This is a genomic window from Thalassomonas sp. M1454, from assembly GCF_007097525.1.
Lineage (GTDB): Bacteria > Pseudomonadota > Gammaproteobacteria > Enterobacterales > Alteromonadaceae > Thalassotalea_A.
Genome location: NZ_VKDD01000006.1, coordinates 84,781 through 108,036 on the forward strand (window position 1 = coordinate 84,781; position 23,256 = coordinate 108,036).

The 23,256-nt window shown below is 37.2% G+C and carries 20 protein-coding genes; 15 read left to right on the forward strand and 5 right to left on the reverse strand.

Annotated features, from left to right (window positions below; all coding sequences use genetic code 11):
- Window positions 1–26 precede the first annotated feature (26 nt).
- Window positions 27–1,361, forward strand: a complete 1,335-nt coding sequence (gene tolC, locus FNN08_RS13080) for an outer membrane channel protein TolC (protein ID WP_143586508.1) — start codon at window positions 27–29, stop codon at window positions 1,359–1,361.
- 97 nt (window positions 1,362–1,458) lie between these two features.
- Here tolC and FNN08_RS13085 read toward each other — a convergent pair whose 3' ends face one another.
- The gene (locus tag FNN08_RS13085) at window positions 1,459–2,823 is read right to left on the reverse strand and encodes a PfkB family carbohydrate kinase (RefSeq protein WP_143586510.1); all 1,365 of its coding nucleotides are present in this window, start codon (window positions 2,821–2,823) and stop codon (window positions 1,459–1,461) included.
- 159 nt (window positions 2,824–2,982) lie between these two features.
- Between FNN08_RS13085 and lpxL the strand changes: the two genes are divergently transcribed.
- The gene (gene lpxL / locus FNN08_RS13090) at window positions 2,983–3,921 is read left to right on the forward strand and encodes an LpxL/LpxP family Kdo(2)-lipid IV(A) lauroyl/palmitoleoyl acyltransferase (RefSeq protein WP_143586512.1); all 939 of its coding nucleotides are present in this window, start codon (window positions 2,983–2,985) and stop codon (window positions 3,919–3,921) included.
- A 59-nt stretch (window positions 3,922–3,980) separates the two neighbouring features.
- Here lpxL and glnE read toward each other — a convergent pair whose 3' ends face one another.
- Window positions 3,981–6,845 (reverse strand): bifunctional [glutamate--ammonia ligase]-adenylyl-L-tyrosine phosphorylase/[glutamate--ammonia-ligase] adenylyltransferase, encoded by a 2,865-nt coding sequence (gene glnE, locus FNN08_RS13095; RefSeq protein ID WP_260679350.1) that lies wholly within the window; start codon window positions 6,843–6,845, stop codon window positions 3,981–3,983.
- Window positions 6,846–6,971: 126 nt separating this feature from the next.
- Here glnE and FNN08_RS13100 point away from each other — a divergent pair, with 126 nt between their 5' ends.
- The 7 genes from FNN08_RS13100 (at window position 6,972) to FNN08_RS13130 (ending at window position 11,765) form a co-directional block, all read left to right on the forward strand.
- Window positions 6,972–7,952 (forward strand): hypothetical protein, encoded by a 981-nt coding sequence (locus FNN08_RS13100; RefSeq protein ID WP_143586514.1) that lies wholly within the window; start codon window positions 6,972–6,974, stop codon window positions 7,950–7,952.
- A 12-nt stretch (window positions 7,953–7,964) separates the two neighbouring features.
- Complete coding sequence (locus FNN08_RS13105; protein WP_143586515.1) at window positions 7,965–8,867, forward strand: DUF350 domain-containing protein; 903 nt, start codon at window positions 7,965–7,967, stop codon at window positions 8,865–8,867.
- A 144-nt stretch (window positions 8,868–9,011) separates the two neighbouring features.
- Window positions 9,012–9,425 (forward strand): YjfI family protein, encoded by a 414-nt coding sequence (locus tag FNN08_RS13110; RefSeq protein ID WP_143586517.1) that lies wholly within the window; start codon window positions 9,012–9,014, stop codon window positions 9,423–9,425.
- A gap of 36 nt (window positions 9,426–9,461) precedes the next feature.
- Window positions 9,462–10,151 (forward strand): PspA/IM30 family protein, encoded by a 690-nt coding sequence (locus tag FNN08_RS13115; protein WP_143586519.1) that lies wholly within the window; start codon window positions 9,462–9,464, stop codon window positions 10,149–10,151.
- A gap of 63 nt (window positions 10,152–10,214) precedes the next feature.
- Window positions 10,215–10,844 carry a hypothetical protein gene (locus FNN08_RS13120; protein WP_143586521.1) on the forward strand — a complete coding sequence of 210 codons (630 nt, stop codon included), beginning with the start codon at window positions 10,215–10,217 and terminating at the stop codon, window positions 10,842–10,844.
- A gap of 1 nt (window position 10,845) precedes the next feature.
- Window positions 10,846–11,169, forward strand: a complete 324-nt coding sequence (locus FNN08_RS13125) for a hypothetical protein (RefSeq protein ID WP_143586523.1) — start codon at window positions 10,846–10,848, stop codon at window positions 11,167–11,169.
- 122 nt (window positions 11,170–11,291) lie between these two features.
- Window positions 11,292–11,765 (forward strand): potassium channel family protein, encoded by a 474-nt coding sequence (locus tag FNN08_RS13130; RefSeq protein ID WP_143586525.1) that lies wholly within the window; start codon window positions 11,292–11,294, stop codon window positions 11,763–11,765.
- 23 nt (window positions 11,766–11,788) lie between these two features.
- Here FNN08_RS13130 and FNN08_RS13135 read toward each other — a convergent pair whose 3' ends face one another.
- Window positions 11,789–13,291 carry an inorganic triphosphatase gene (locus tag FNN08_RS13135; RefSeq protein WP_143586527.1) on the reverse strand — a complete coding sequence of 501 codons (1,503 nt, stop codon included), beginning with the start codon at window positions 13,289–13,291 and terminating at the stop codon, window positions 11,789–11,791.
- Between the two features lie 223 nt (window positions 13,292–13,514).
- Here FNN08_RS13135 and FNN08_RS13140 point away from each other — a divergent pair, with 223 nt between their 5' ends.
- The 6 genes from FNN08_RS13140 (at window position 13,515) to leuD (ending at window position 20,919) form a co-directional block, all read left to right on the forward strand.
- Complete coding sequence (locus FNN08_RS13140) at window positions 13,515–14,111, forward strand: TIGR04211 family SH3 domain-containing protein (RefSeq protein WP_143586529.1); 597 nt, start codon at window positions 13,515–13,517, stop codon at window positions 14,109–14,111.
- Between the two features lie 465 nt (window positions 14,112–14,576).
- Entirely contained in the window at window positions 14,577–15,950 is a 1,374-nt protein-coding gene (locus FNN08_RS13145; RefSeq protein ID WP_185962669.1) for a capsule assembly Wzi family protein, read from the forward strand.
- A 283-nt stretch (window positions 15,951–16,233) separates the two neighbouring features.
- Complete coding sequence (gene leuA, locus FNN08_RS13150) at window positions 16,234–17,808, forward strand: 2-isopropylmalate synthase (protein WP_143586533.1); 1,575 nt, start codon at window positions 16,234–16,236, stop codon at window positions 17,806–17,808.
- A gap of 6 nt (window positions 17,809–17,814) precedes the next feature.
- Window positions 17,815–18,915 carry a 3-isopropylmalate dehydrogenase gene (gene leuB / locus FNN08_RS13155; protein ID WP_143586534.1) on the forward strand — a complete coding sequence of 367 codons (1,101 nt, stop codon included), beginning with the start codon at window positions 17,815–17,817 and terminating at the stop codon, window positions 18,913–18,915.
- A gap of 4 nt (window positions 18,916–18,919) precedes the next feature.
- Window positions 18,920–20,314 carry a 3-isopropylmalate dehydratase large subunit gene (gene leuC, locus FNN08_RS13160; protein ID WP_143586536.1) on the forward strand — a complete coding sequence of 465 codons (1,395 nt, stop codon included), beginning with the start codon at window positions 18,920–18,922 and terminating at the stop codon, window positions 20,312–20,314.
- Window positions 20,315–20,322: 8 nt separating this feature from the next.
- Window positions 20,323–20,919 carry a 3-isopropylmalate dehydratase small subunit gene (gene leuD / locus FNN08_RS13165; RefSeq protein WP_143586538.1) on the forward strand — a complete coding sequence of 199 codons (597 nt, stop codon included), beginning with the start codon at window positions 20,323–20,325 and terminating at the stop codon, window positions 20,917–20,919.
- 74 nt (window positions 20,920–20,993) lie between these two features.
- Here leuD and FNN08_RS13170 read toward each other — a convergent pair whose 3' ends face one another.
- Both FNN08_RS13170 and FNN08_RS13175 read right to left on the reverse strand, forming a co-directional pair.
- Window positions 20,994–22,034: an NAD-dependent epimerase gene (locus FNN08_RS13170; RefSeq protein WP_143586540.1), complete on the reverse strand. Its 1,041-nt coding sequence runs from the start codon at window positions 22,032–22,034 to the stop codon at window positions 20,994–20,996.
- A 49-nt stretch (window positions 22,035–22,083) separates the two neighbouring features.
- Entirely contained in the window at window positions 22,084–23,250 is a 1,167-nt protein-coding gene (locus FNN08_RS13175) for a nucleotide sugar dehydrogenase (RefSeq protein WP_143586542.1), read from the reverse strand.
- Between the last annotated feature and the right edge of the window lie 6 nt (window positions 23,251–23,256).

Below are 23,256 nucleotides of genomic sequence, written 5' to 3' on the forward strand. Positions count from 1 at the left end.
AAGTGTGATTAAGGGAACCAATACTCATGGCAAAAAGATTAAACTCACTATTTGTGGGGATTGTTTTAGCAACCACTAGCCAAGTGGCTACAGCTCAAGATTTACAGCAAATTTATCAGTTGGCATTGCAAAATGATCCAACAGCATTAAAAGCTGAAGCTCAGTTCAAAGCAACCCAAGAAAAAATCGAACAGGCACGCTCAGTATTGCTTCCACAAATTGCAGCTAATGCTTCTTATACAGACCAATCATCTGAAACTGATGATTTAACTACCGATACAACAACAACTCGCGTAAGTATCGATTTAAACATGCAGTTGTACCATCACAACAGTTGGTTAGCTTTAGAAACATCTAAGAAAACAGCTCACCAAAGTGACATCAATTATCAGTTTGTTAAACAACAACTGGTTACGCGTGTAACAGAAGCTTACTTTAATGTGTTAGCCGCTTACGATGGCCTTGAATTTGCACAAGCAGAGAAAAAGTCGATCGAGCGTCAGTTAGAGCAAACCAAACAACGTTTTTCTGTTGGTCTAACCGCAATTACCGATGTACATGAAGCACAAGCACAATATGACAACTCGGTAGCAGAAGAAATTCGTGCTCAAAATACGGTTTTCCAAGCAGAAGAAGCACTTCGCGAAATTACCGGCTCTTACCCGCGTGATTTAAATGTGTTAAACACAGAGCGCTTTACTCCAGTAATGCCTTCTCCATCAAGTCCTGGTGAATGGCAAAAATTGGCTGAAGCGAAAAACTTACGTTTAATATCGCAAAAAATTAGCATGGATATTGCCAAAGAGAATATTGATATTGCTAGCTCAGGTCATCTACCAACATTAAGTTTAACTGGTAGTATTGGTACAAGTGAACAAGATCAAGAACGAGACCCAGCAACCGCTTTGGACTTTGAAGGTAGAGAAACTGATACAACTTCAATCGGAATTCAATTGAGCGTACCAATCTACTCTGGTGGTAATACAAGCTCACAAGTACGTGCAGCACAGCAAAACTATGTAGCAGCAAGTCAAGATATGCAACTTAGCTACCGAGGCATTATTCGTGAGTCTCGTAACTCATACAACTCAGTGGTAGCCACAATTTCAGGTGTTAAAGCATTTGAGCAATCAGTTATCTCTGCTGAAAGTGCACTAAAAGCAACTGAAGCAGGTTTTGAAGTTGGTACTCGTACTATTGTCGATGTACTAGAAAGCACTCGTAACTTATATAATGCTAAACGTAACTTATCATCAACTCGTTACCAGTACGTTATTAACATGCTGCGCTTAAAAGAAGCGGCAGGTACTATTACTGATGAAGATATTTTATCAATAAACCAAGGCTTAATACCTAAGTAAGCTAAATACTAATAGTTAATTTAACAAGGCCCTGATTATCTTTATAATCAGGGCCTTTTATTTTATCAATGATGGGCGCAATGATAGCGTTTATGCATTAATCTCCTAACCTAACCGTATTAATAATCTCACTGGTAGGCTCTTCCTCAAAGTCGATAACCTGTACTTCGCCACCATTGGCAATTACACTTTCTGCGCCGACAACATCTTCAAGATTAATATCTTGGTGCTCAACAAGTAAATCAGGTAGTACATTAGCAATGAGATCTTGTAAGTTATCTTCGTTATAACTAATCACCCAATCAACACAGTCAAGTTTAGCTATTAAAGCCATTCTTCTATATAAATGGTTTATCGGACGGCCAGCTCCTCGTATGCGTTTAACACTCTCATCATCACTTACAGCTACAACTAAACGCTGTCCTAATTTAGCAATTTTCGCTAAATAAGACGCATCAGCTGATTCTAAAATATCGAAACTTCCCTTGGTAAATATAACTTTTTGATCAAGCTGCTTTGCTTGCCTAATAAGTGTTTTTAATTGCTCTGTAGTTACAATTCCACTACCACAGTCTTTCCCAGATTGTAATGCTTGCGCTATCTCCACTTCACTTAGTGTTGCAGCCCCCTTCTTAGCAAGTACGATATCCATAGCAATATTGGCTAACGCACTTGCTTGGACTAAGGATGCACCGGCAGCAATTGAGCAAGCAAGAGTCGCGAGTAAAGCATCATCGACACCATTATCATCAAAGATTTCTGGCGTTATTGTAGGTATGTGTAGCTCTTCTTCATTGGTACGTATTAAAGTAACTCCCTGCCCTGTACGATATATTAGTAAAGCGTTAAGCTCATACTGAGTTAATAATTCTTTTGCCCGTATAACTAACTCATTTTCATTACAGGTTTCAGTAAATATATTTCTAAGCTGGTCTATAGTAAGAACGATGACCGATGCACCACGAAAGTTACTCAGTTTATTAGATTTGGTATGCACAATAACCGGTATATCATTATCATGTGCTAATGCTATAACCGGCTGAGCATCAGATAAGGTTCCCAAGTCGTAATCACTTAATAAAACTAAGTGATGCTGACCAATGTTAGCCTCAATCATAGCCAGCATTTTAGCTTTATCGATTTCAGTAAATGGCCTATGCTTTTCCTCTGTTCCCCCTAAAGGGTTAGAGTTAAGATTAAATGAGTTGCTGAGAGTAGAAACTAATTTATTATGGATAAAGTGGCAAATAACATCAGTTGAAGAAAGCTTATCATCGAGGCCTTGAGCGAATTCATCATCTCCTGTAATGCCGAAAAGACTTACTTGCCCACCAAGGCAAGCAAGATTAAGAGCAACATTAGCAGCCGCCTCAAGAACTGGTTCAGCATCATAACTATTAACCATAATATCCCCTGCAACTAATATGCGGGTCTCATTAAAGTTGGGAATATTCACTTGCATAGCAATTCCAAAGTAATTAAAAAGCTAGATTAACGTTTATTTTTGTATCTTTAGCTTACAATAAGAACAGATGTTTATTAAAATAAGCGTTCGTTCGCTTGTTAACTATCATCATACGCTAGCAAGTATAGTATAAACTTTTCATGAGTTGATTAATCTTTGAGCAAAAACAAATCAATACAAACTGATTTTAAAATAAGCTTTTTTCTTCCAAAATATTGGCTTACTTGGTTAGGAGTTATTGTTCTATGGACAATTTCGTGGCTGCCATTTAAATTACAATTAGCCATGGGAAGAGTTGTAGGTCGCATAATGATGAAGATTGGCGGCACACGTTTAACTGTAGCTCAAAAAAATATAGACGTTTGTTTCCCTGAGCTTAGCGAGAAACAACGACATACTATGCTAGTTAAAAACTTTGAAAACACTGGTATTGCCTTGTTTGAAACCGGTATGGGTTGGTGGTGGCCTGATTGGCGCATAAAACGTATTACTAAAGTATCGGGACTTGAAAAGTTAAATGCAGCTAAAGCCGATGGCAATGGTATATTACTATTAGCTATGCACAATTTATCGCTCGAATTTTGTGGACGAGCAACTGGTTGTGCCAATCCTGTTGTGGCATTTTACCGACCAAACCATAACCCATTAATGGAGTACTTTCAGCATAGAGGTCGTGCCCGCTCGAATAAATACATGATTGAAAAGACCAATGTTAAAGGCATGATTAAAGCTTTACGTGATGGTGAAACAAGCGTGTATCTTCCCGATCAAGACTATGGTCGCAGTCGCTCTATTTTTGTGCCATTTTTTAATGTTCCAGAGACTGCTTCAACCATAGGGACAATGATTTTTGCAAAAGTAAAAAACGTAAAAACTATGATGCTTACCCCAAGTCGATTACCTGATGATAGTGGCTATCACATTGAGATTAGTGAAGTATTTGATAATTTTCCAAGTGGTGATGACGAAGCTGATATCACCCGTATTAATCAAGAGCTTGAAGCTGCAATTCGTAAACAACCAGAGCAATATATGTGGTTACATCGCCGCTTTAAAACTAGACCAAATAAAACTGACCCTAAGTTTTATCGATAAACTCGATAAATATCAAGGGAGAACAAAATCTCCCTTGGCCAACAAGTTATTTACTCTATCTAATTGCCTAAATATTCATTCCAGATAGTAGATACATTTTCTCGCTCCTTTAGCATATTTTCATTATCTACAGTGGCCGCTTTATTCTGCAGTACCAATGAATGGCCTAAATCTCTTAATGAGCAATAACTGCTAATAAGTTCATCTCCCTGTTCTTGGCTAAGTAGATTATCAGTAATTAAGCCTTCAAAAATACGAACATTGTCAGTGAATTCTGTCAAATTCGGTACCGCATGAGAATTCGCTAAGACTAAGTATTGCGCTAAGAATTCAATATCGGCTAAGCCACCTTTACATTGCTTTATATCAAAGGTTTGCTCTGTTGATTTATCAAGGTGTTCACGCATACGTTCGCGCATTTTCACCACTTCATCGGCTAATACATTTTGCTCACGTTGTTGCTGCAAAATACTTTTACGAATACGATTAAACTCGTGATGTAATTGCTCATCACCACAAATAAACCTAGCCCGCACTAAGGCTTGATGCTCCCAAGTCCATGCTTCTTGTTGTAGGTATTTTTGGTAACTATCAATATGAACCACCATAGGACCTGAATCTCCTGATGGTCTTAAACGCATGTCAGCTTCGTAAAGAATTCCGCTGGCAGTACGGGTATTAAATAAATGCTGTATTCGCTGTGCTAGCTTTAAATAAAACTGCATGCTCGAAATGCACTTTTGTCCATCGGTTTCGTCATTAGGGCAGTTATGCACAAAAACTAAATCTAAATCTGAGCCATAACCAAGTTCAATACCGCCAAGCTTGCCGTAACCTAACACAGCAAATTTTTTATCCGTGCTACCGATAGTCGATTTAGGTTGACCATAACGATGAACCATTTGCTGCCAAGCCATATTAACCACTTCATCTGTAGTAGCTTGTGCAAGGGCCGTCAAATGATCGCTTACCTGCATCACCGGCAATATGCCGGTAATATCTGCTGCCGCTATTTTTAACTGCTTAACTTGCTTAAACTGCCTTAAGCCCTCCATTTGCGCTTCTAAATCATCTTCAGGGATGCGCATTAATGCTTCTTTTATTTGCCAAGAGTAGTTATTTAACTCAGGCAATGCGTAAAGCAACTTAGGATCGATTAGTTCATCTAATAAAATAGGGAATTTTGCTAAATATTCGGCTATCCACTCACTGGCCCGGCACAGTTTAAGTAAGTGCTTAAATGCTGGGGCATTTTCATAAAGTAACTCTAAATAAGCCGTTCGTGTAGTTATTCTAGATAATACTAATAAAGTTCGCTCTAACGTTATTTCAGGATCGTTTTCATCAACCAATAAGCCGAGTAACACAGGCACAAGTTTATCTAAAATAATTCGGCCTCGTTGACCGATACTGCGCTTTTTGGCATCAAGCTTGAAATGCTTAATCAGATGATGAATTCGTTCACAAGGCCAATTAGCTTGAGATTGCTCGATCCAGTTTATTGCTTCTTCATCTTGCCAATCTGCATGCCAATAAGTCACCCAGTGTTCATCGGCATCATTACTTTGTTCACTTTCTTCGCCGATCAACAAGTTAAATTCACTGTTAACTAATTCCATATGGCCATGGCACTTACTAAGGTAGTCTTGCCAGTTATCACATGCCATATAGTGAGATAATCTTGCCTGATTTAATTCTTCATCCGGTAATTGCTGAGTTTGTTGATCGTTAAATGCTTGAATTGCATTTTCACTGTGACGAAGAAAATCATAAGCTTGACGCAATACCTGTTCACTTTCGCTAGATATACAGTCGTACTTAGTAAGTAATGGTAGAGCTTTTAAAAGGCTACGCTGTTGCAGCTGTGCTTCACGGCCACCTCGGATCAATTGAAAAACCTGTACAATAAATTCTATTTCACGAATCCCGCCAGCACCTAATTTTATATTGTTTTGCAACTGTCTGCGTCGTGCTTCTTGTGAAATCATCAACTTCATTCGCCTGAAGCTCTCAATCACACTAAAATCAATGTAACGACGATAAACAAAAGGCCGAAGCATGGTACTCAACTGGTTGTGATAAATACTATTGCCAATTAAGCGAGCCTTAAGCATGGCATAACGCTCCCAATCACGGCCTTGATCTTGATAATAATTTTCGATGGCTGAAAAACTCATCACTAAAGGGCCACTATCGCCAAAAGGACGCAAGCGCATATCAACACGAAAAACAAAGCCATCGGCGGTTACTTGGTTGAGTGCATTAATCAATTTTTGCCCTAAGCGAGTAAAATACTGCTGATTATCAAGTGCGCGACGATGCCCCACGGTTTCACCTGTATCAGGATAAGCAAAAATCAAATCAATATCTGATGAAAAGTTTAATTCTTTACCGCCAAGTTTACCCATTGCATAAACAAGTAAAGATTGCTCCTCACCTAAACTATTTTGCGGGGTTCCCCATAAAGACTTACAATAAATTGATAACCAATTTAGTGCCCCTTCAATTAAACAATCAGCTAAAGATGACAAATTACTTAATGATGTTTCTAGTGGCGTTTTATGACATAAATCGGCAATAGCAATTGCGGTTAAATACTTCCTACGAAACAAACGTAAACACCGCATTAACTCATCTTCTGTTTTACACTCTTCAATGCTTGCCGACAAGAGTCCTTTAAAATCAACAGGTTCAGTTAAATCAGTCGATAACAAATCCAACGCCCACTCAGGGTAAGTAGATATTTGCGTGAAAACAAAATCACTTAAGGTAAACGCATATTTATAAAGGTTAATTTGCTCGTTTGATAGTTGCTCAACAGTTTCAGGGGAGGATTCACTAAAACGTTGCCAATAGCTCTGTTGACAGTTTTGTAAAACAGGCGCTAGCTCTGATGTTAATGCAATGGAGTCAAAATTTTTCACAATAGTTAAATTTCCATTTATTGATATAATTTTTATCTATTAATAAACTAGTTATTAGACATATTATGTCAAAGGTGTTATTAATATCGCCTTCACTTTAGCATTTTTGAAGGAAATTAAGCAGGAATGCAAATAATAAAACTAGTATTACTTTTTAGCCTACTGTGTTTAAGTGCCTGTGGCGATCCTTATCTACAAAAGATAGAAGATCAAACCCCAGTTACTGAGCAACGTATCCAGCAATTAAGCCAAGCTTTAGATAATGGTCAAATACGCAACGCTAATTTAATTAACCAGTATGCCAAGCAAGTTTTAACTTTAAAACCTGAATTATCAAGCCTAATTGACGAATTTAAAAAAGATGCGACCTCACAAGGTCCTATGTATCTTTCCTTGCTGGATCGCATCAACACAGTTAAATCCCAACCACAGATATTTGAAAGTAGCCAAGCAATTTATCAAGAGTTATTAAATATTTATCAGGCTGCAGATCCCGTACTGTACTCGGATGCATTAAGTGACCCACTTAATGTACTAGCTGATATGTCTGATGGCGCGCTACCAAGAGTAAACTCTTTAAGTAAAGAGCAGAGTCTAGCAGCTAATAATGCTCAAGACTTTGGTGTAGGATCGCAACTTGTCGGTAACCCGTCATACGGAAGTTGGCAAACTAATAGCTCAGGTACTTCGTTTTGGGCTTGGTATGGTATGTATTCAATGATGGGCAACATCTTTGGTAACAACCGTATATCTTATGATAATTGGGGGCGTAATAGAGGCTACAGTTATTATAATGATTATGGTCGTAGCCGTTATACATCCCCAACTGATTTTCGTAAGCAAAGCCAAGTTGAAAACCGTACTAAAAAATCTTTTGCCAGCAGAGGGCAAAAATTTACCAGTGCCTATAGTAAAAATAGAACAGGCTCTGCAGGTTTATCGAAGCAAAGTCAGTATGCACAAAAATCGGCAAGCAAATTTCGCAGTAATTCCCCAAGTAAGTCGAAGTTTAGTAGCAAATCTAAATATGCTCAAAAACAAACTAAGCCACGCTTTCGCCAAAAAAGAAAATCATTTATATCACGCAGTTTTAGACGTCGTAGATAACAGGAAAAATTCATGGAAAACTTATTACAATTTGCTGCAATCGATCAGCACATACTCACCATTTTAGTTATTGATATAGCTATTGCTATATTGCTTTTATCAGCAATGCGTTTTATTGCTGGGCTAACAGCTAAGGTCAACACTACCGATGAATTGGCAGTTAAAGATAATTTTGCTTTTGGCATCAGTGTCGCGGGAAGCGTTGCTGCGCTAGGTATTGTCTTAACAGGTGCTATAACCGGTGAACACTCTGTAAGTTACGAAGTAGAAGCTATTGGTATGTTTGCTTACGGTTTATTTGGATTAATGTTAATTAAGCTAGGTCGATTAATACATGACAAATTTGCCCTACAGCACTTAGATAAAATCGCTGAAATTAAAAATCGTAACATCTCTGTTGGTATTATTGATGCGGCGAGTGTAATTGCAACAGCAATAGTGATCCGCGCAGTATTGATCTGGGTTGACGGTCTTGATGTCTACACATTTGTTGCTATCGCAAGTGGCTTTATTGTGTCACAAGTTATCTTAGTTTTAGTTACTCGTATTCGAGAATCTCATTTTGCAAAAAACAATCAAAAAGATTGTATGCAAGAAGCATTGACCGATGGCCAAGTCGCAATTGCTATCCGCTATAGTGGTCATATCATATCAACTTCATTAGCAGTAACTGCCGCTAGCTTTTTCCTAGTTTATACCCCAGAAACCATAGTAGAAAATTTATTAGGCTGGTTAATATTTGGCTTGATAATGACGGTTGTTGTTTCAGTGTTAACAGGTATAGCTAAACGTATCGTACTTTGGGGCATTAATATGGCTGAAGAAGTAGATCAACAACATAATGTTGGAGTTGCATGTGTAGAGATGGCTGTAAGCATTTCTATTGCACTAATTTTAACGGCATTAATGCTTTAAACAAAAGCGTTAATAAATAACTTAACTAATATTTATCAAATTAATTATTTGACATATTATGTCAGCATGCTAAATTAAACATCAATTGACATAATATGTCTTAGATAAAGAATACATATTATTTTGATAAACATAAGGAAGACAATGAATATCCATAAAATCGCCGACCATTTAAATGAGTTAGCAGATTCATCTGCAACCGGTTTAATTTTTGATTGCCAACCAATTTCAGGTGAAATTGATGTATTACAAATAACAATCGCAAATAGAGAAGAGTTGCCTATTTTTGTTTCTGTTACTGACGATCAAGTATTATGTATTACTTACCTTTGGGGCGAACAAGAAGTCAAAGCTGAAAAACGAGTATCTATGCTTGAAGCTATGCTTGAAATGAGCATTCCAATGCCACTTTCGTCTTTTTCAAAAATTGGCGATAAGTATGTAATTTTCGGTGCACTATCTGTCAATTCCTCTTTTGCCGATATTGAACATGAATTAGCGGTTTTAAGTAACAACGCCATTGAAGTCATTGCTGACATGGATGAGTTTTTAATTTAAATCTAGATTGTTATAAAACAATTTAATGGAGTAAATATGAGTATTTTTAAAAAAATCATGACCGCAATTAGAGGCGGAGCAACTGAAATAGGTGAAGGCATTGTTGATGCAAATTCAACCCGTATTTTTGAGCAAGAAATTCGTGATGCCGAGCATCATTTAACTAAAGCTAAACGTGATTTAACTGCCGTTATGGCACAGCAAATGTCAGCTAATAGAGAAGTAGACAGATTAAAGCGTGATATTGCCGAGCACGAAGGTTATGTTGCCCAAGCTTTAGAAAAAAATAATGAAGCACTTGCTCTACAAGTCGCTGAAAAAGTTGCAAGTTTAGAAAGTGAATTGTCTACACAACAACAAGCCCTTGATAGTTTCAGTGCCAATGCTGATAGACTAAAAGAGTTAGTTAAAAAAGGTGAACGCCAAGTAGCAGAATTCAAACGCCAGCTATCTATGGTTAAGACTACCGATAGTGTACAAAAAGCTACATCAGCGATTACCGATAATTTTTCATCAAGTAGCTCAAAGCTATTAAGTGCAAAAGACTCTCTTGAGCGCATTAAAGCTAAACAACAAAAATTTGATGACCAACTAAAAGCTGCGGAAGTACTCGAATCAGAAAGCTCTGACAGCTCACTCGAAGCGCAACTTAAAGCCGCTGGTATTGGTCAACAAGACAACAGCGCAAATTCAGTTTTAGAGCGTATAAAAGCTAAGCAAAACTAAATTGATAAAGGCATCTCTATGATGCCTTTTTGTTTAGAGAGATAGTAAAGATCAAGGTTATTAATGAGTTTCTTTAAAAAATTATTTAATAAAAATCAAAACCAAACAAGACAGTTAAGCCAAGTATCAGAGCTTATCGCTAAAGATATTATTGTTTTTAGTGACAGTTTTGCCCTGCCACACAACTTACGAGAGCAGCAATTTCAAGTAGCTAATATAAATACTCATGAGTTTGAGAAGAAATCATTAACTGAGTGGCAGCTAAATGGCGCAACAAATGAGCCTATCTACTTAACTTTAGAGCAAGGCCAACAAACTTATCTAAAGCTGTCGATGAAACTCAGCGACGAAGATGTTGAACAATTATTTAGCCTTGATGATTTTGCTGAAATTTTTACCGAACCAGGTAATGCATTACTTAACCGTATAGCAGACACAAAAGCTAGCGAAGGTTGGAGTTGTGAACAATATCAACAATATATTTATGCACAAGTTGGCTACTTTCATCGTCAAGACCATCGCCTAAATAGTACAATTGAAGATGAGGGTGAAGCGTTCGAATTATATAGTTTACGCGGCTTTGATGATCAATACTCAATTGACATTCAAGTATGGGAAGATGGTGAAACCGATGTATTTTTAAATTTATATCGACCAACTAGCGATATTAAAGACTTTTACCCGGGGAGCTAAAATGACAAATCGAAAAGTACCGGAAAAATGGCAATCAAATGTCAAAGCAATTAAAGCTGTGCAGGTAGCATTTGATATGGATGAAAAAGTCCAAATGGAAATAAGGAAATCTGCAGTTGAAGCAAACTTAAGTCCTTCCGACAAAATAAGATTAATTTTAGGCTTGCCTGTTAATAAAAAACCTAAGCGTCCAAGACTGACGGTGTCTTTAAGTGCTGATGATTACCAATTACTTGCAAAAAAGTATCAACTTGAAGCTAGCCAACAACTTGAAATAAAAAGAAAACTCATGGATGAATTAGTTCGCTTTGCCAGTGATAAATAATACCATTTTCATTAATTTGCTATAAAACCTGTTTACAACTCGTTACCTTGTAATAAACATTAATCTGCTATCATCTTGACGTTAATAAATGCCATTAACAGGTATATGTAAAAGGTCGAGTAATGATATTAATTATACGCAAATTAAGAATTTATAATGTTGATGAGTTTGGTGTTAAAAATTATCACAATACGTTTTTAATCTTTCTTGCCCTACTCCTGCTAATCTCTAGTATGACTCTTTTCTCAGGCGCCCTATTACACTTTGAATCAGCAAGTAGCCATGCCAATATCAACAACTTTTCAGATGCGCTATGGACCATGTTTATGACCTCAAGCACGATTGGATTTGGCGATCATTATCCTGTGACTGATGGTGGCAGATTAGTAACTGGCATAATGTTTTTTGTTGGTTTTGGCTTAGTCGGTTTTATTGTCACAAAAATACTCGGCTCAGTTATAGGCTTTACCAATACCGATGTACGTAATCGAGAATTAAGAAAACAAAATGCAGAAATACTCGAGCGCAATAAATTACTAGAAAGGAAAGTAGATAGCTTGCTTTCTATCCTAGACAAAGTGAAACAATCTAACTAACCCAAGTTTATCTATCGCACCTTCTATAACCAATAAGGAGGTAAAACAAGAGCAGCTTGTTTACAGTGCTCTAACGTGTCAACTAAGTGCTCTATTTTATTATCTAGCCAGGCAATGAGCTTTTGCGGGACATCTTGATGAATGTTCTGTAGGTGTTCTTTTAATAGCAACAATATTTTCAGCTCTTCAATACCATGATGAAGATCCAGCCAAGGGCCCCTATACTCGTTACGACCGGTATGATCATATAATTTTGCAAACCAACAACCGGTAAGTAAGCTTCGAGTTAATAAAGCATGTTTGTCGATATAATCTTGCGCACCTAAGGCTTGTTGGCAAGTAAAAGATTGACGTAATTCATCCAAATTGATGGTTAACCAGCTCGGGGCTAAATCAGTTAGCAGAGTTCTATTTTCGCTTTCATTTAAATCGGATATCACCAGTTGTAATAAAGACAGCTGCAATAAATTAAAGTCAGCTCGATAAAATAACTGCACGGCATTTTCTAAATCTTGCTGATCATGCTTTGCTTCTTTTAATTCAAGTAACAGACTTTCGCTATTTTCAATTCTTTTGCGGTATTTACCTGAGCGAGCCACTAACTCTTTTACTTGAATTGCAGCATCAACCCAAGATAAATTTTTAAGTATGGTTTTAATGTGCTCCCTTAATGAAATATTTATTTTTTCATCTAAGTAGTCTTCATATAACCATAAACCATGACGGGTCATAGCAAGCACATCACTAATGTCTTTTAAGGTATATAAATTAGGCTCAACAATAAATTGTTCAGTCAACTTTTGTATATACGCTAAACATTCTTCAAAGCCTTTTTGCAGTGACGTCATTAGCGACATATTTGCAGATAATTTAAGGACAATATTATTTGCATCAACCTTTTCGGGCTCATGCGCAAAAGCTAAACCATAACCACGTGCGGCTTTACTAGCTAATCCTGGCCTTAACGAGAGCTGGCTAAATAAGAGTTTAGCTAAATCAAATAAAGACACCTTATTGCCGCTAACAAGCTCTAACTCAATCTCACTAATATCTTCACTCTTGCTCGAAGTGCATACAACTCCAGAGTCATAAGCCAATTCAATAATGCTGTCATCTGCACAGGTGATTAACCAAGTACTGCGTTTAAAGTTTGTGGCAAACAAGCTAGTAAGATTGGCTGAAATTTTTTCGATATTGAAATCTGCAGGCCAGATATTAGCATCAAATAAACTGAGTTTAGGTACTTCACCATCGATAGTTGTGTTGTACTCCGGTCTTTGGTGTAAACCGCCGATAACTTGCCCTGCAGTTTTAACTGTTTGCTCGCTCGCCTTTACTGAACTATGGCGAATTCGTAAACCTATATCAGCTTTTCTCAGTTGTAAATCGGGGGTGTCAAAATAGTTATTTCCAAGTTCTTGCTCTTGGTATTGAAAAGGCAACTTATGCAGGGTTAATAGGTTGGTTATTACTTGGGCGACATCATTACCTAAAACTAAATATTTAAGTTCTATCTCAGTTTCCATGCGACTTTGTTTGCTTACTTTTAATAGCGATTTAATTTACCCACTTTACAAAAGCTCACAATAGCTTTCAATCGATAAATACCTTAAAACATAAAAACTTAACTTTACCCTACAAATGCAAGATAAAAATAACAATATAAAACAGTCATTAACCTTGATATCAAGGCAACAAACACCTAATATCTTTGCTATGTATTAATAAAAAATCAATTCAGTCAAATTCATGAAAAACTTACTTAAAATTTTCTGCATCGCCATGGTTTCTTTCACTTTTTCTGCTAATGCGCAGCAAACACCAGAAACTAAAATAGGTTTTATAAGCGACGATCTATTCATTTATTTTCATGCAGGTCCTGGTACACAATACCGTATCTTAGGTAGCATTAACGCAGGTGAAGAAGTTCAAGTTTTATCTGCAGTAGAGGATGATTACATTCAAATTCAAGACGCAAAAAACCGAAAAGGCTGGATCGATGCATCATATTTATCAGATAAACAAGGCCTACGTGTGGTTCTTGCAGAATTGAATGAAGAATTAGCTGACAAAAGTAAGAAAATATCGGATTTAACCAATAAATTAAGTGACACATCTTCAGAATTGGTCAGTACTAAACAACAATTAAACGCAGTACAAAAAGAGAAAGAGCAAATAGCAGACAAATTTGCCGAAGCATCTTCTGTGTTAGATGAGCAAGATTTTGAAATCAAAAAAACATGGTTTATCTACGGTGCATCAGTGTTAGTAATAGGTTTATTACTAGGTTTAATTATGCCTAAACTAATTCCTAAAAAAAGCTACTCTTCTTCATCTTGGGGATAAATAATCCTATTATTTTTTGCCAAGCGCCTTTCTTGGTTGCTTGGCAAAAATGTAATGTATTGTTTTGCTACCAGACTTAACTGCATATATCTATTGCCCTGTAGTAATTCATTACAAAACCATCCTTAGTTAATTACCTTGTTGAATACTATATAGTTTATATCCTATCGATATAATTCCTTTTGCCAAAAAAAGCATTTTAAGTAACTATACTTAAGTAATTTAGGTGTAAACTAAAAGTAAAATAATGACGATATCGCTTATGCAAAAACTATCCGATGATCTACAATAAGCTTAAACTTAATAGAATTCTCTAATATGAAAAAAATAAAAATAAAACCTTTTTTTATCACCTGCATACTGTTCATAAGTTTTTTCTCAAAAGCTGAACCTTACATTGCCCCTGACAGCCTGGCCCTGAGGGCAAATATTCAGATATTAACTGAACAAGGTATTTTAAAAACTATGACCACTACTTATCCGATGATGTGGCCAGAGGTCAAAAGAGCGCTGGATGAGGTAGATGAAACATCACTAGCTGGCATTAATTTAAGTGCCTACTTGTTTATTAAGAATGAGTATAAAAATGCCACTAAAAAGCGAGCAACATTAAGCGTTAATGGAGCGACAAAAGATAATAGATTCCACTCTTTTGGTGATAACTCTCGTAATAAAAACACTATTCAGTACTCTGTCAGTGGCGTCTGGGACTATGTCGCAGTAAAGTTTGCACCTTCGGTAACCACTTCAAATTTTGATGATGACCAATACACTTTTGATGAGAGCTATTTAGCATTTAGAGCAGGTAACTGGAATTTAAGTATTGGTATGCAAGATAAATGGTGGGGTGGTGGCTGGGATAGTAACTTAGGTTTAACCAATAATGCTCGCCCAATGCCAGCTATTACTTTAAGTAGAACACAAGCTCTACCATTTAACGTACCATTTACTGACTACCAATTGCCATGGACAGTAACTACCTACATGGCGCAAATGGAAGAAGAAAGGCACGTTCCCAACACGCTTTTATGGGGCTTTAGAGCAACTGTAATGCCATTTGATAATTTTGAATTTTCAGTGTCTCGATTAGCACAATGGGCTGGTGATGGACGTCCAAGTGATTTTGATACCTTTGTCGATCTATTTTTAGGTAGAGATAACTGTGGCAAGAGTGGTTTTGAATGTGGCGATGAAGCTCAAGCCGTAGAGCCAGGAAATCAGCAAGCTGGTTTTGATGTGCGATATTCATTCAATGCTTTTAGCAAACCTATTACCTTATACGCTAACCATTTTGGTGAAGATGGCGGCGGTGATAAATTTATATCGAGAGCTGTTAACCAAGTTGGTATGGATATGAGTTTTAATTGGTTTAATCAATATCAAAAAGTATATATTGAATACGCTGACACTTTTAAAGTTTGTGCTAATACCAACGGCTGGCAAGGTCCAGATAGGCCCGGTGATTGTTTTTATGAACACCATATTTATCAAACCGGTATGCGTTATAAGGCTAGAAACATAGGTCATTTATATGATAATGACACGACTTCGATTGTAGCTGGCATAGTCAACCAAGACTTTAACGAAACTGTTTGGACTGCAAAAGTCCGCTATTTAGAGATAAATAATGATAATAGTGCAAGATACCCTGATGACCCAAACAAAGGTCATACTCTAAGCAAAATATCTGAAGACGTTATTATGCTATCAGGAGATTATCAAAAGCGTTTAGCCGAATTTACTTATAAAATTGGTGCTAGCGTAAGTCAATCAAGCTTCATAGATTTACCATCTGAAACTGACTATAATTTGTTTTTCCAAATTAAACGAGACCTTTAAATAATCAGGCTTTAACTAATATTAGCAAGTGCTTCACTTTTTTTAATTTTAGGTTGACACCAAAGGGTAAAACAAATTAATGTAGAGCAATAGCTTTAAAAAAATAAATATTAAATTAAAATGAATAACTATTTTAAACAACGCATTTTACTAAACCTCCTGCTAGATTCATTTAGCGGGCGTTTTTCAATTGTTTAAAATAACTTAACGATTTACACAAACCCGCAACGATATTGCGGGTTTTTTTATTCTTGTAGTCGTTGCAAACCAGAAAGGCAAAGTCATGGATAATACAGTTAAAATTTTTGATACCACATTACGTGATGGTGAACAGGCATTAATGTCGAGTTTATCGGTTCATGAAAAATTACAAATAGCTTTAGCTCTTGAACGCCTTGGCGTTGATATTATGGAAGTTGGTTTTCCGGTTTCTTCCCCTGGTGATTTCGAGTCAGTTCAAACCATAGCTAAAACGGTTAAAAACTCAATTGTGTGTGGTTTATCAAGAGCGGTTGAAGGAGATATTCAAGCTTGTGCTGATGCATTAGGTGTTGCAGAGCAATTTCGTATTCACACGTTTATTTCAACTTCAGACGTTCATGTTCAACAAAAGCTAAAACGTGAGTTTAGTGACGTTGAAGCTATGGCGGTAAGCGCGGTTAAATTTGCACGAAAATTTACTGATGATGTTGAGTTCTCTTGTGAAGATGCTGGACGTACGCCAATCGATAACTTATGTCGCATGGTTGAGTCAGCGATTAAAGCTGGGGCCAATACAATCAATATTCCAGATACTGTTGGCTACACCCTTCCTCATGAATTTGGCGGCATCATCACCAACTTATTTGAGCGCGTACCAAATATAGATCAAGCCACTATCTCTGTACATTGTCATAATGATTTAGGCTTAAGCGTTGCTAACTCAATTGCTGCAGTAAATGCAGGAGCAAGACAAATTGAATGTACTATCAATGGTATTGGTGAGCGTGCGGGTAATTGCTCTCTTGAAGAAGTTGCCATGATCATGAAACTGCGTAATGATATTTTAGGTTTAAATACCAATATAAACCATACCGAAATAGCTCGTACTTCTCGCCTTGTCAGCCAAATTTGTAATATGCCAGTGCAATCTAATAAAGCTATTGTTGGTGCAAATGCGTTTAGTCATTCATCAGGTATACACCAAGATGGTATGCTTAAAAGTGCAAATACTTATGAGATTATGACTCCAGAAAGTGTCGGTATCAGTAAGACCAAATTAAACCTAACGTCACGCAGTGGCCGCCATGTAATTAAACACCGTATGGCAGAATTAGGCTACAAAGAAACTGATTTCGATTTAGAAGATTTATATCAAGACTTCTTGGCATTAGCAGATAAAAAGGGCCAAGTATTTGATGATGATTTAGAAGCTTTATTGTTTAAAAATCAACAACAAGATGATGCTGATAGTTATAAAATTGAGTATATGAATGTTATTGCAGGTAGTGGTGACTTTGCGACAGCAAGTATTAAACTTGCTTGTGGTGATGAAGTTAAGATTGAATCAGCCACCGGTAATGGCCCTGTTGATGCATTATATTGTGCAATTAAAAAAGCCGTAGATATTGATTTTGAAGTAGCTGATTACAAAATATCAAATAAAGGTTCAGGTGAAGATGGTTTAGGTCAAGCGGCACTTGTTGTTAGTTGGCAAGGACGAAATTTCCATGGCTACGGATTGGAGACCGATGTAATTGATGCATCTGGCCAAGCTCTAATTCACGCAATAAACAGTATTATGCGCGCTCAACAAGTTGCTCGTCTTAAAGAGCAAGCGGGCATTGAAACACAAAAAGAAAAAGTTCAAGGGATTTAAAAGATAATGGCAAACATAGCAGTATTAGCCGGTGACGGCATCGGCCCAGAAGTAATGGTAGAAGCAGTTAAAGTTTTAGATGCCGTTGCAGACAAGTTTAATTTTACAATTAACACTAAATCATACGATGTTGGTGGCTTAGCAATTGATAATCATGGTGAAGCTCTACCAAAAGCAACTTTACAAGGTTGTGAACAAGCAGACGCGATATTATTTGGCTCTGTTGGCGGTCCTAAGTGGACAAAATTACCACCAAGCGAGCAACCTGAGCGTGCATCATTGTTAGGTTTACGTGGTCATTTCGGCCTATTTTGTAATATGCGCCCTGCTTCATTAATGCCATCGCTTTCACACCTATCAACTCTGCGTAGCGATATTTCAGGAAAAGGTTTTGACGTATTAGTAATACGTGAATTAACCGGTGATATTTATTTTGCCGAGCCAAAGGGCCGACGCGGAGAAGGAGAGGAAGAAACCGGATTTGATTCTATGTTTTATTCTCGCCGTGAAGTAAAACGCATTGCCCATTTAGCATTTAAAGCGGCGCAAAAGCGCAATAACAAGGTTACCTCTGTAGATAAAGCCAACGTATTAGCAACCAGTATTTTATGGCGTGAAGTAGTTGAAGAGGTAGCGGTACAATACCCTGAAGTTGAGCTTGAGCATTTATATGTTGATAACGCGGCAATGCAGTTAGTTAAAGACCCTGCACAATTTGACGTAATGCTTTGCCCAAATCTATTTGGTGATATTTTATCTGATATATGTGCAATGGTTACCGGTTCAATGGGCTTATTACCATCAGCAAGTTTAAATGAAACAGGTTTTGGTTTATACGAGCCAGCTGGTGGCTCGGCACCTGATATAGCAGGTCAAGGCATAGCAAATCCTATAGCGCAAATATTATCAGCTGCACTAATGTTAAGATTCAGTCTTAATCAAACCCAAGCAGCAACAGCAATTGAAGAAGCTGTAGCAAAAGCTCTCGATGATGGCATGCTAACAGGTGATTTATTGCCAAGTGATCAAAGAAGTAACGCAAAAACCACCAAAGAAATGGGTGATTATATTTGCGATTTAATTAAAAAAAGTGACATCAAGGGATAACATCATGGCGACTACTTTATACGAAAAATTATGGCAACGACATTTAATACAGGACAAGGCTGGCGAAACGCCACTTATCTTTGTTGATCGCCATTTAGTGCATGAAGTTACTTCACCGCAAGCTTTTGCAAATTTGAAGTTTCATAACCGCCCGGTGCATAGTCCAAAGCGTACTATTGCTACTATGGATCATAATATTTCTACCAAAGCATGTGATATTGATGCCGCTGGTGAAAACGCGGCTAACCAATTAAAAACTCTACAAGTTAACTGTGATGAGTTTGGCGTAGAGCTATATGGCATGGGTCATAAAAACCAAGGTATCGTTCATGTAATGGGACCAGAGCTTGGCTTTACTTTACCAGGACAAGTAATTGTTTGTGGTGATTCGCATACTGCAACTCACGGAGCGTTTGGCGCATTAGCCTTTGGTATTGGTACTTCTGAAGTTGAGCATGTTTTAGCAACACAAACTTTACGTCAAAATAAAGCTAAAACCATGCAAGTAAAAGTAGATGGTAAATTAAATATTGGCGTTAGCGCTAAAGATTTAATTTTGGCTATCATTGGTAAGATTGGTCATTCAGGTGCAACCGGTTATGTGGTTGAGTACACAGGTCAAGCATTCATAGATTTAACTATGGAAGAGCGTATGACCGTATGTAACATGAGTATTGAGCTAGGCGCTAAAGCTGGTTTAATTGCTCCTGATCACACGACATTTGAGTACCTTAAAGATAAAGAAAACGCACCTAAAGGCGGCGTATGGTTAGATGCTGTTGCAGACTGGCAAACATTAAAAACTGATGAAGGTGCAGTATTTGATACAGTAGTTACTCTTCAAGCCGAAGATATTAAGCCACAAGTTACTTGGGGAACAAATCCAGGTCAAGTTGCTAATATCGATGGCGTAGTACCTTCTCCAGATGACTTTAGCGACCCAATCGTACGTGAGTCTTGTGTTAACGCATTAAAGTATATGGACTTAACTCCTGGTACTAAGATTTCAGATATCAGTATTAATAATGTCTTTATTGGTTCTTGTACTAACTCTCGTATTGAAGATTTAAGAGCTGCAGCTAGCGTTGTGAAGGGAAAAAATGTTGCTGATGGCGTAACCGCAATTATTGTTCCTGGTTCTTATCGAGTAAAAGAGCAAGCTGAAAAAGAAGGCTTATCGCAAGTATTTATTGATGCAGGTTTTGAATGGCGCTTACCAGGTTGTTCAATGTGCTTAGGTATGAATGACGATAAATTAAAAGAAGGTGATCGCTGTGCATCAACGAGTAACCGTAACTTTGAAGGTCGCCAAGGCCGTGGTAGTCGTACTCACTTAGTGAGCCCGGCAGTAGCAGCTGCAGCAGCAATTGCTGGTCACTTTACTCAAGTTAATGCATAGGAATAATCATGGAAAAATTTAGTCAACACACAGGTACCGTTGTCGCATTAGATAGAGCCAACATTGATACCGATCAGATCATCCCTAAACAGTTTTTACAAAAAACTACTCGTACAGGTTTTGCTCAGCATTTATTTCATGACTGGCGCTTTTTAGATGATGATGGCTTACAACCTGATCCAAGTTTCATCCTTAATGACGCTAAATATAAAGATGTAAGCATTTTACTTGCTCGTGAAAACTTTGGCTGTGGCTCTTCTCGTGAACACGCTCCTTGGGCTATTCAAGAGTACGGTTTTAAAGTAGTTATTGCAGCAAGCTTTGCCGATATCTTCTTTGGTAACTGTATCAACATTGGCGTTGTACCTGTTGTATTAGATGCAGCTGTAGTTGATGATTTATTTAATCAATTTGGCCAAGGTGAGTTAACCTTGACGGTTGATTTGCATTCAATGAAAGTTATTAATGGTGATAAAGAATATTCATTCTCATTAACCGAATTTCAAAAGTATTGTTTAGAAAATGGTGTTGATGCAGTTGGTTGGACTTTAGAGATCGCCGATAAAATCAAAGCATTTGAAAATAACCTTCCTGCTTGGCAATAAATATTTAATACCCTAAGTATTAGACAAAAAGAAAGGGCTTACGCCCTTTCTTTTTGTCTTAAACTTAACTAGGTTTATTTTTGATAAAATTCTTTATACCAATTAACAAAATTATTAACGCCTTCATCAATAGCTACTTGTGCTTTATAGCCTGTCACTTTAAATAAATCTTCAACTTCGGCATAGGTTTGATATACATCACCAGGCTGCATTGGCATTAATGTTTTCTCAGCTTTTAAGCCTAATGAGATTTCCATCTGCTCAATAAAATCTAACAATTTAACCGGATGGCCATTACCAATATTATAAATGCTATAAGGTGCTGAGCTGTTTGCTGCCGATGCGGTTTCTACCTGCCAGTTTGCATCTCTTTTTGGAATAACATCTTGAATACGAACAATGCCTTCGACAATATCATCAATATAAGTAAAGTCACGGCGCATATCACCATGATTAAATACATTTATTGCTCGTCCGGCAGTAATGGCATCAGCAAATAACATTGGTGCCATATCTGGACGGCCCCATGGTCCATAAACAGTAAAAAACCTAAGACCTGTAGTTGGCACATCATACAAATGCGAGTATGTATGCGCCATTAATTCATTTGATTTTTTAGTCGCCGCATATAGAGAAACAGGATGGTCGACGCTATCTGATGTCGAAAAAGGTACTTTACTATTTAAACCATATACTGATGAACTAGAAGCATAAACCAAATGTTGTACATTATTATGGCGACAACCTTCTAAAATGGTTAAGTGGCCAATTAAATTTGCATCAGCATATGCTAATGGATTTTCAATCGAATAACGCACGCCAGCTTGAGCAGCTAAATGAATTACTCGATCAAATTGTTGATTAGCAAATAGCTGAGCAATGCCTTCTCTATCTGCTAAGTCCATTTTTACAAATTCAAAAGAACCGGTTGGCGCGTCTTTAGCTGCCTGCTCGTTACTGTATTTCTTTAATACTTCTAAACGAGCTAGTTTAAGATTGACATCATAATAATCATTTAAATTATCAAGGCCAATAACATCATGGCCCATATCACATAGTTTTTGAGCGACATAAAAACCAATAAAGCCAGCTGCGCCGGTTACTAAATATTTCATAATGAAATCCTTTTCGCCAAGTTAATCCTCAACGAAAAATTAATTTATCCTAATCAGAGCCAAATAAGTCGCGAGTATAAACTTTACTTGCAACATCGCTCAATTCACTATCCATGCGATTAGAGACAATAACATCTGATATCTTTTTAAACTCTTCTAATTCACGGTAAACCTTAGAATGGAAAAATTCATCATCTTCAAGTACTGGTTCATAGATCACAACTTCAATACCTTTCGCCTTAATGCGCTTCATGATTCCTTGAATAGAAGACGCTCTAAAGTTGTCTGAACCAGATTTCATAATTAAGCGATAAACACCAACAACCTTAGGCTGCTTAGCTATGATAGAGTCGGCAATAAAGTCTTTACGCGTAGTATTAGCATCAACAATGGCACTAATTATATTATTAGGCACATTTTTATAGTTAGCTCTGAGCTGTTTGGTGTCTTTTGGTAAACAGTAGCCACCATAGCCAAACGAAGGGTTATTATAATGATTACCAATACGAGGGTCTAAACCTACCCCTTCGATTATCTGTTTCGAGTCTAAACCATGCGCTTCAGCGTATGAATCTAGTTCGTTAAAATAAGCAACGCGCATAGCCAAATACGTATTAGAAAATAGCTTAACCGCTTCTGCTTCTGTCGATTCAGTAAAGAGCACATCGATATTTTCTTTAATAGCCCCTTGCACTAGTAACTGAGCAAAAATCTTTGCTCTTTGCGACTCTTCCCCAACAATAATTCTAGAAGGGTGTAAATTATCATAAAGAGCCTTGCCTTCACGTAAAAACTCTGGAGAAAAGATAATGTTTTTACTATTAAATTGCTTACAAATACTCTCAGTATAACCAACAGGAACAGTCGACTTAATGACCATAGTTGCATCAGGGTTTATTTCTAATACATCTTTAATAACAGCTTCTACTGAAGAGGTATTAAAATAGTTGGTTTCAGGGTCGTAATCAGTAGGAGTTGCGATAATGACATAAGCGGCATCGCTATAAGCCATGTTTTTATCTAATGTTGCAGTAAAGTTTAAATCATCGCGAGTTAAAAATTCTGATATTTCTGCATCAACAATTGGCGCTTGTTTATTATTAAGCATTGCGACTTTTTCAGGGATAATATCAACAGCAACAACTTCATTGTATTGAGCTAATAACATAGCGTTGGATAAACCAACATAACCGGTACCGGCGATTGCAATTTTCATAACTAT

Coding starts and splice junctions, on each gene's coding strand:
- leuC (WP_143586536.1), top strand. CDS start 18,920: ATGGCGACTACTTTATACGAAAAATTATGGCAACGACATTTAATACAG.
- FNN08_RS13105 (WP_143586515.1), top strand. CDS start 7,965: ATGGAAAACTTATTACAATTTGCTGCAATCGATCAGCACATACTCACC.
- leuB (WP_143586534.1), top strand. CDS start 17,815: ATGGCAAACATAGCAGTATTAGCCGGTGACGGCATCGGCCCAGAAGTA.
- leuA (WP_143586533.1), top strand. CDS start 16,234: ATGGATAATACAGTTAAAATTTTTGATACCACATTACGTGATGGTGAA.
- FNN08_RS13110 (WP_143586517.1), top strand. CDS start 9,012: ATGAATATCCATAAAATCGCCGACCATTTAAATGAGTTAGCAGATTCA.
- FNN08_RS13085 (WP_143586510.1), bottom strand. CDS start 2,823: ATGCAAGTGAATATTCCCAACTTTAATGAGACCCGCATATTAGTTGCA.
- FNN08_RS13145 (WP_185962669.1), top strand. CDS start 14,577: ATGACCACTACTTATCCGATGATGTGGCCAGAGGTCAAAAGAGCGCTG.
- FNN08_RS13135 (WP_143586527.1), bottom strand. CDS start 13,291: ATGGAAACTGAGATAGAACTTAAATATTTAGTTTTAGGTAATGATGTC.
- FNN08_RS13130 (WP_143586525.1), top strand. CDS start 11,292: ATGATATTAATTATACGCAAATTAAGAATTTATAATGTTGATGAGTTT.
- FNN08_RS13175 (WP_143586542.1), bottom strand. CDS start 23,250: ATGAAAATTGCAATCGCCGGTACCGGTTATGTTGGTTTATCCAACGCT.
- FNN08_RS13115 (WP_143586519.1), top strand. CDS start 9,462: ATGAGTATTTTTAAAAAAATCATGACCGCAATTAGAGGCGGAGCAACT.
- FNN08_RS13125 (WP_143586523.1), top strand. CDS start 10,846: ATGACAAATCGAAAAGTACCGGAAAAATGGCAATCAAATGTCAAAGCA.
- FNN08_RS13170 (WP_143586540.1), bottom strand. CDS start 22,034: ATGAAATATTTAGTAACCGGCGCAGCTGGCTTTATTGGTTTTTATGTC.
- FNN08_RS13120 (WP_143586521.1), top strand. CDS start 10,215: ATGAGTTTCTTTAAAAAATTATTTAATAAAAATCAAAACCAAACAAGA.
- leuD (WP_143586538.1), top strand. CDS start 20,323: ATGGAAAAATTTAGTCAACACACAGGTACCGTTGTCGCATTAGATAGA.
- FNN08_RS13100 (WP_143586514.1), top strand. CDS start 6,972: ATGCAAATAATAAAACTAGTATTACTTTTTAGCCTACTGTGTTTAAGT.
- FNN08_RS13140 (WP_143586529.1), top strand. CDS start 13,515: ATGAAAAACTTACTTAAAATTTTCTGCATCGCCATGGTTTCTTTCACT.
- tolC (WP_143586508.1), top strand. CDS start 27: ATGGCAAAAAGATTAAACTCACTATTTGTGGGGATTGTTTTAGCAACC.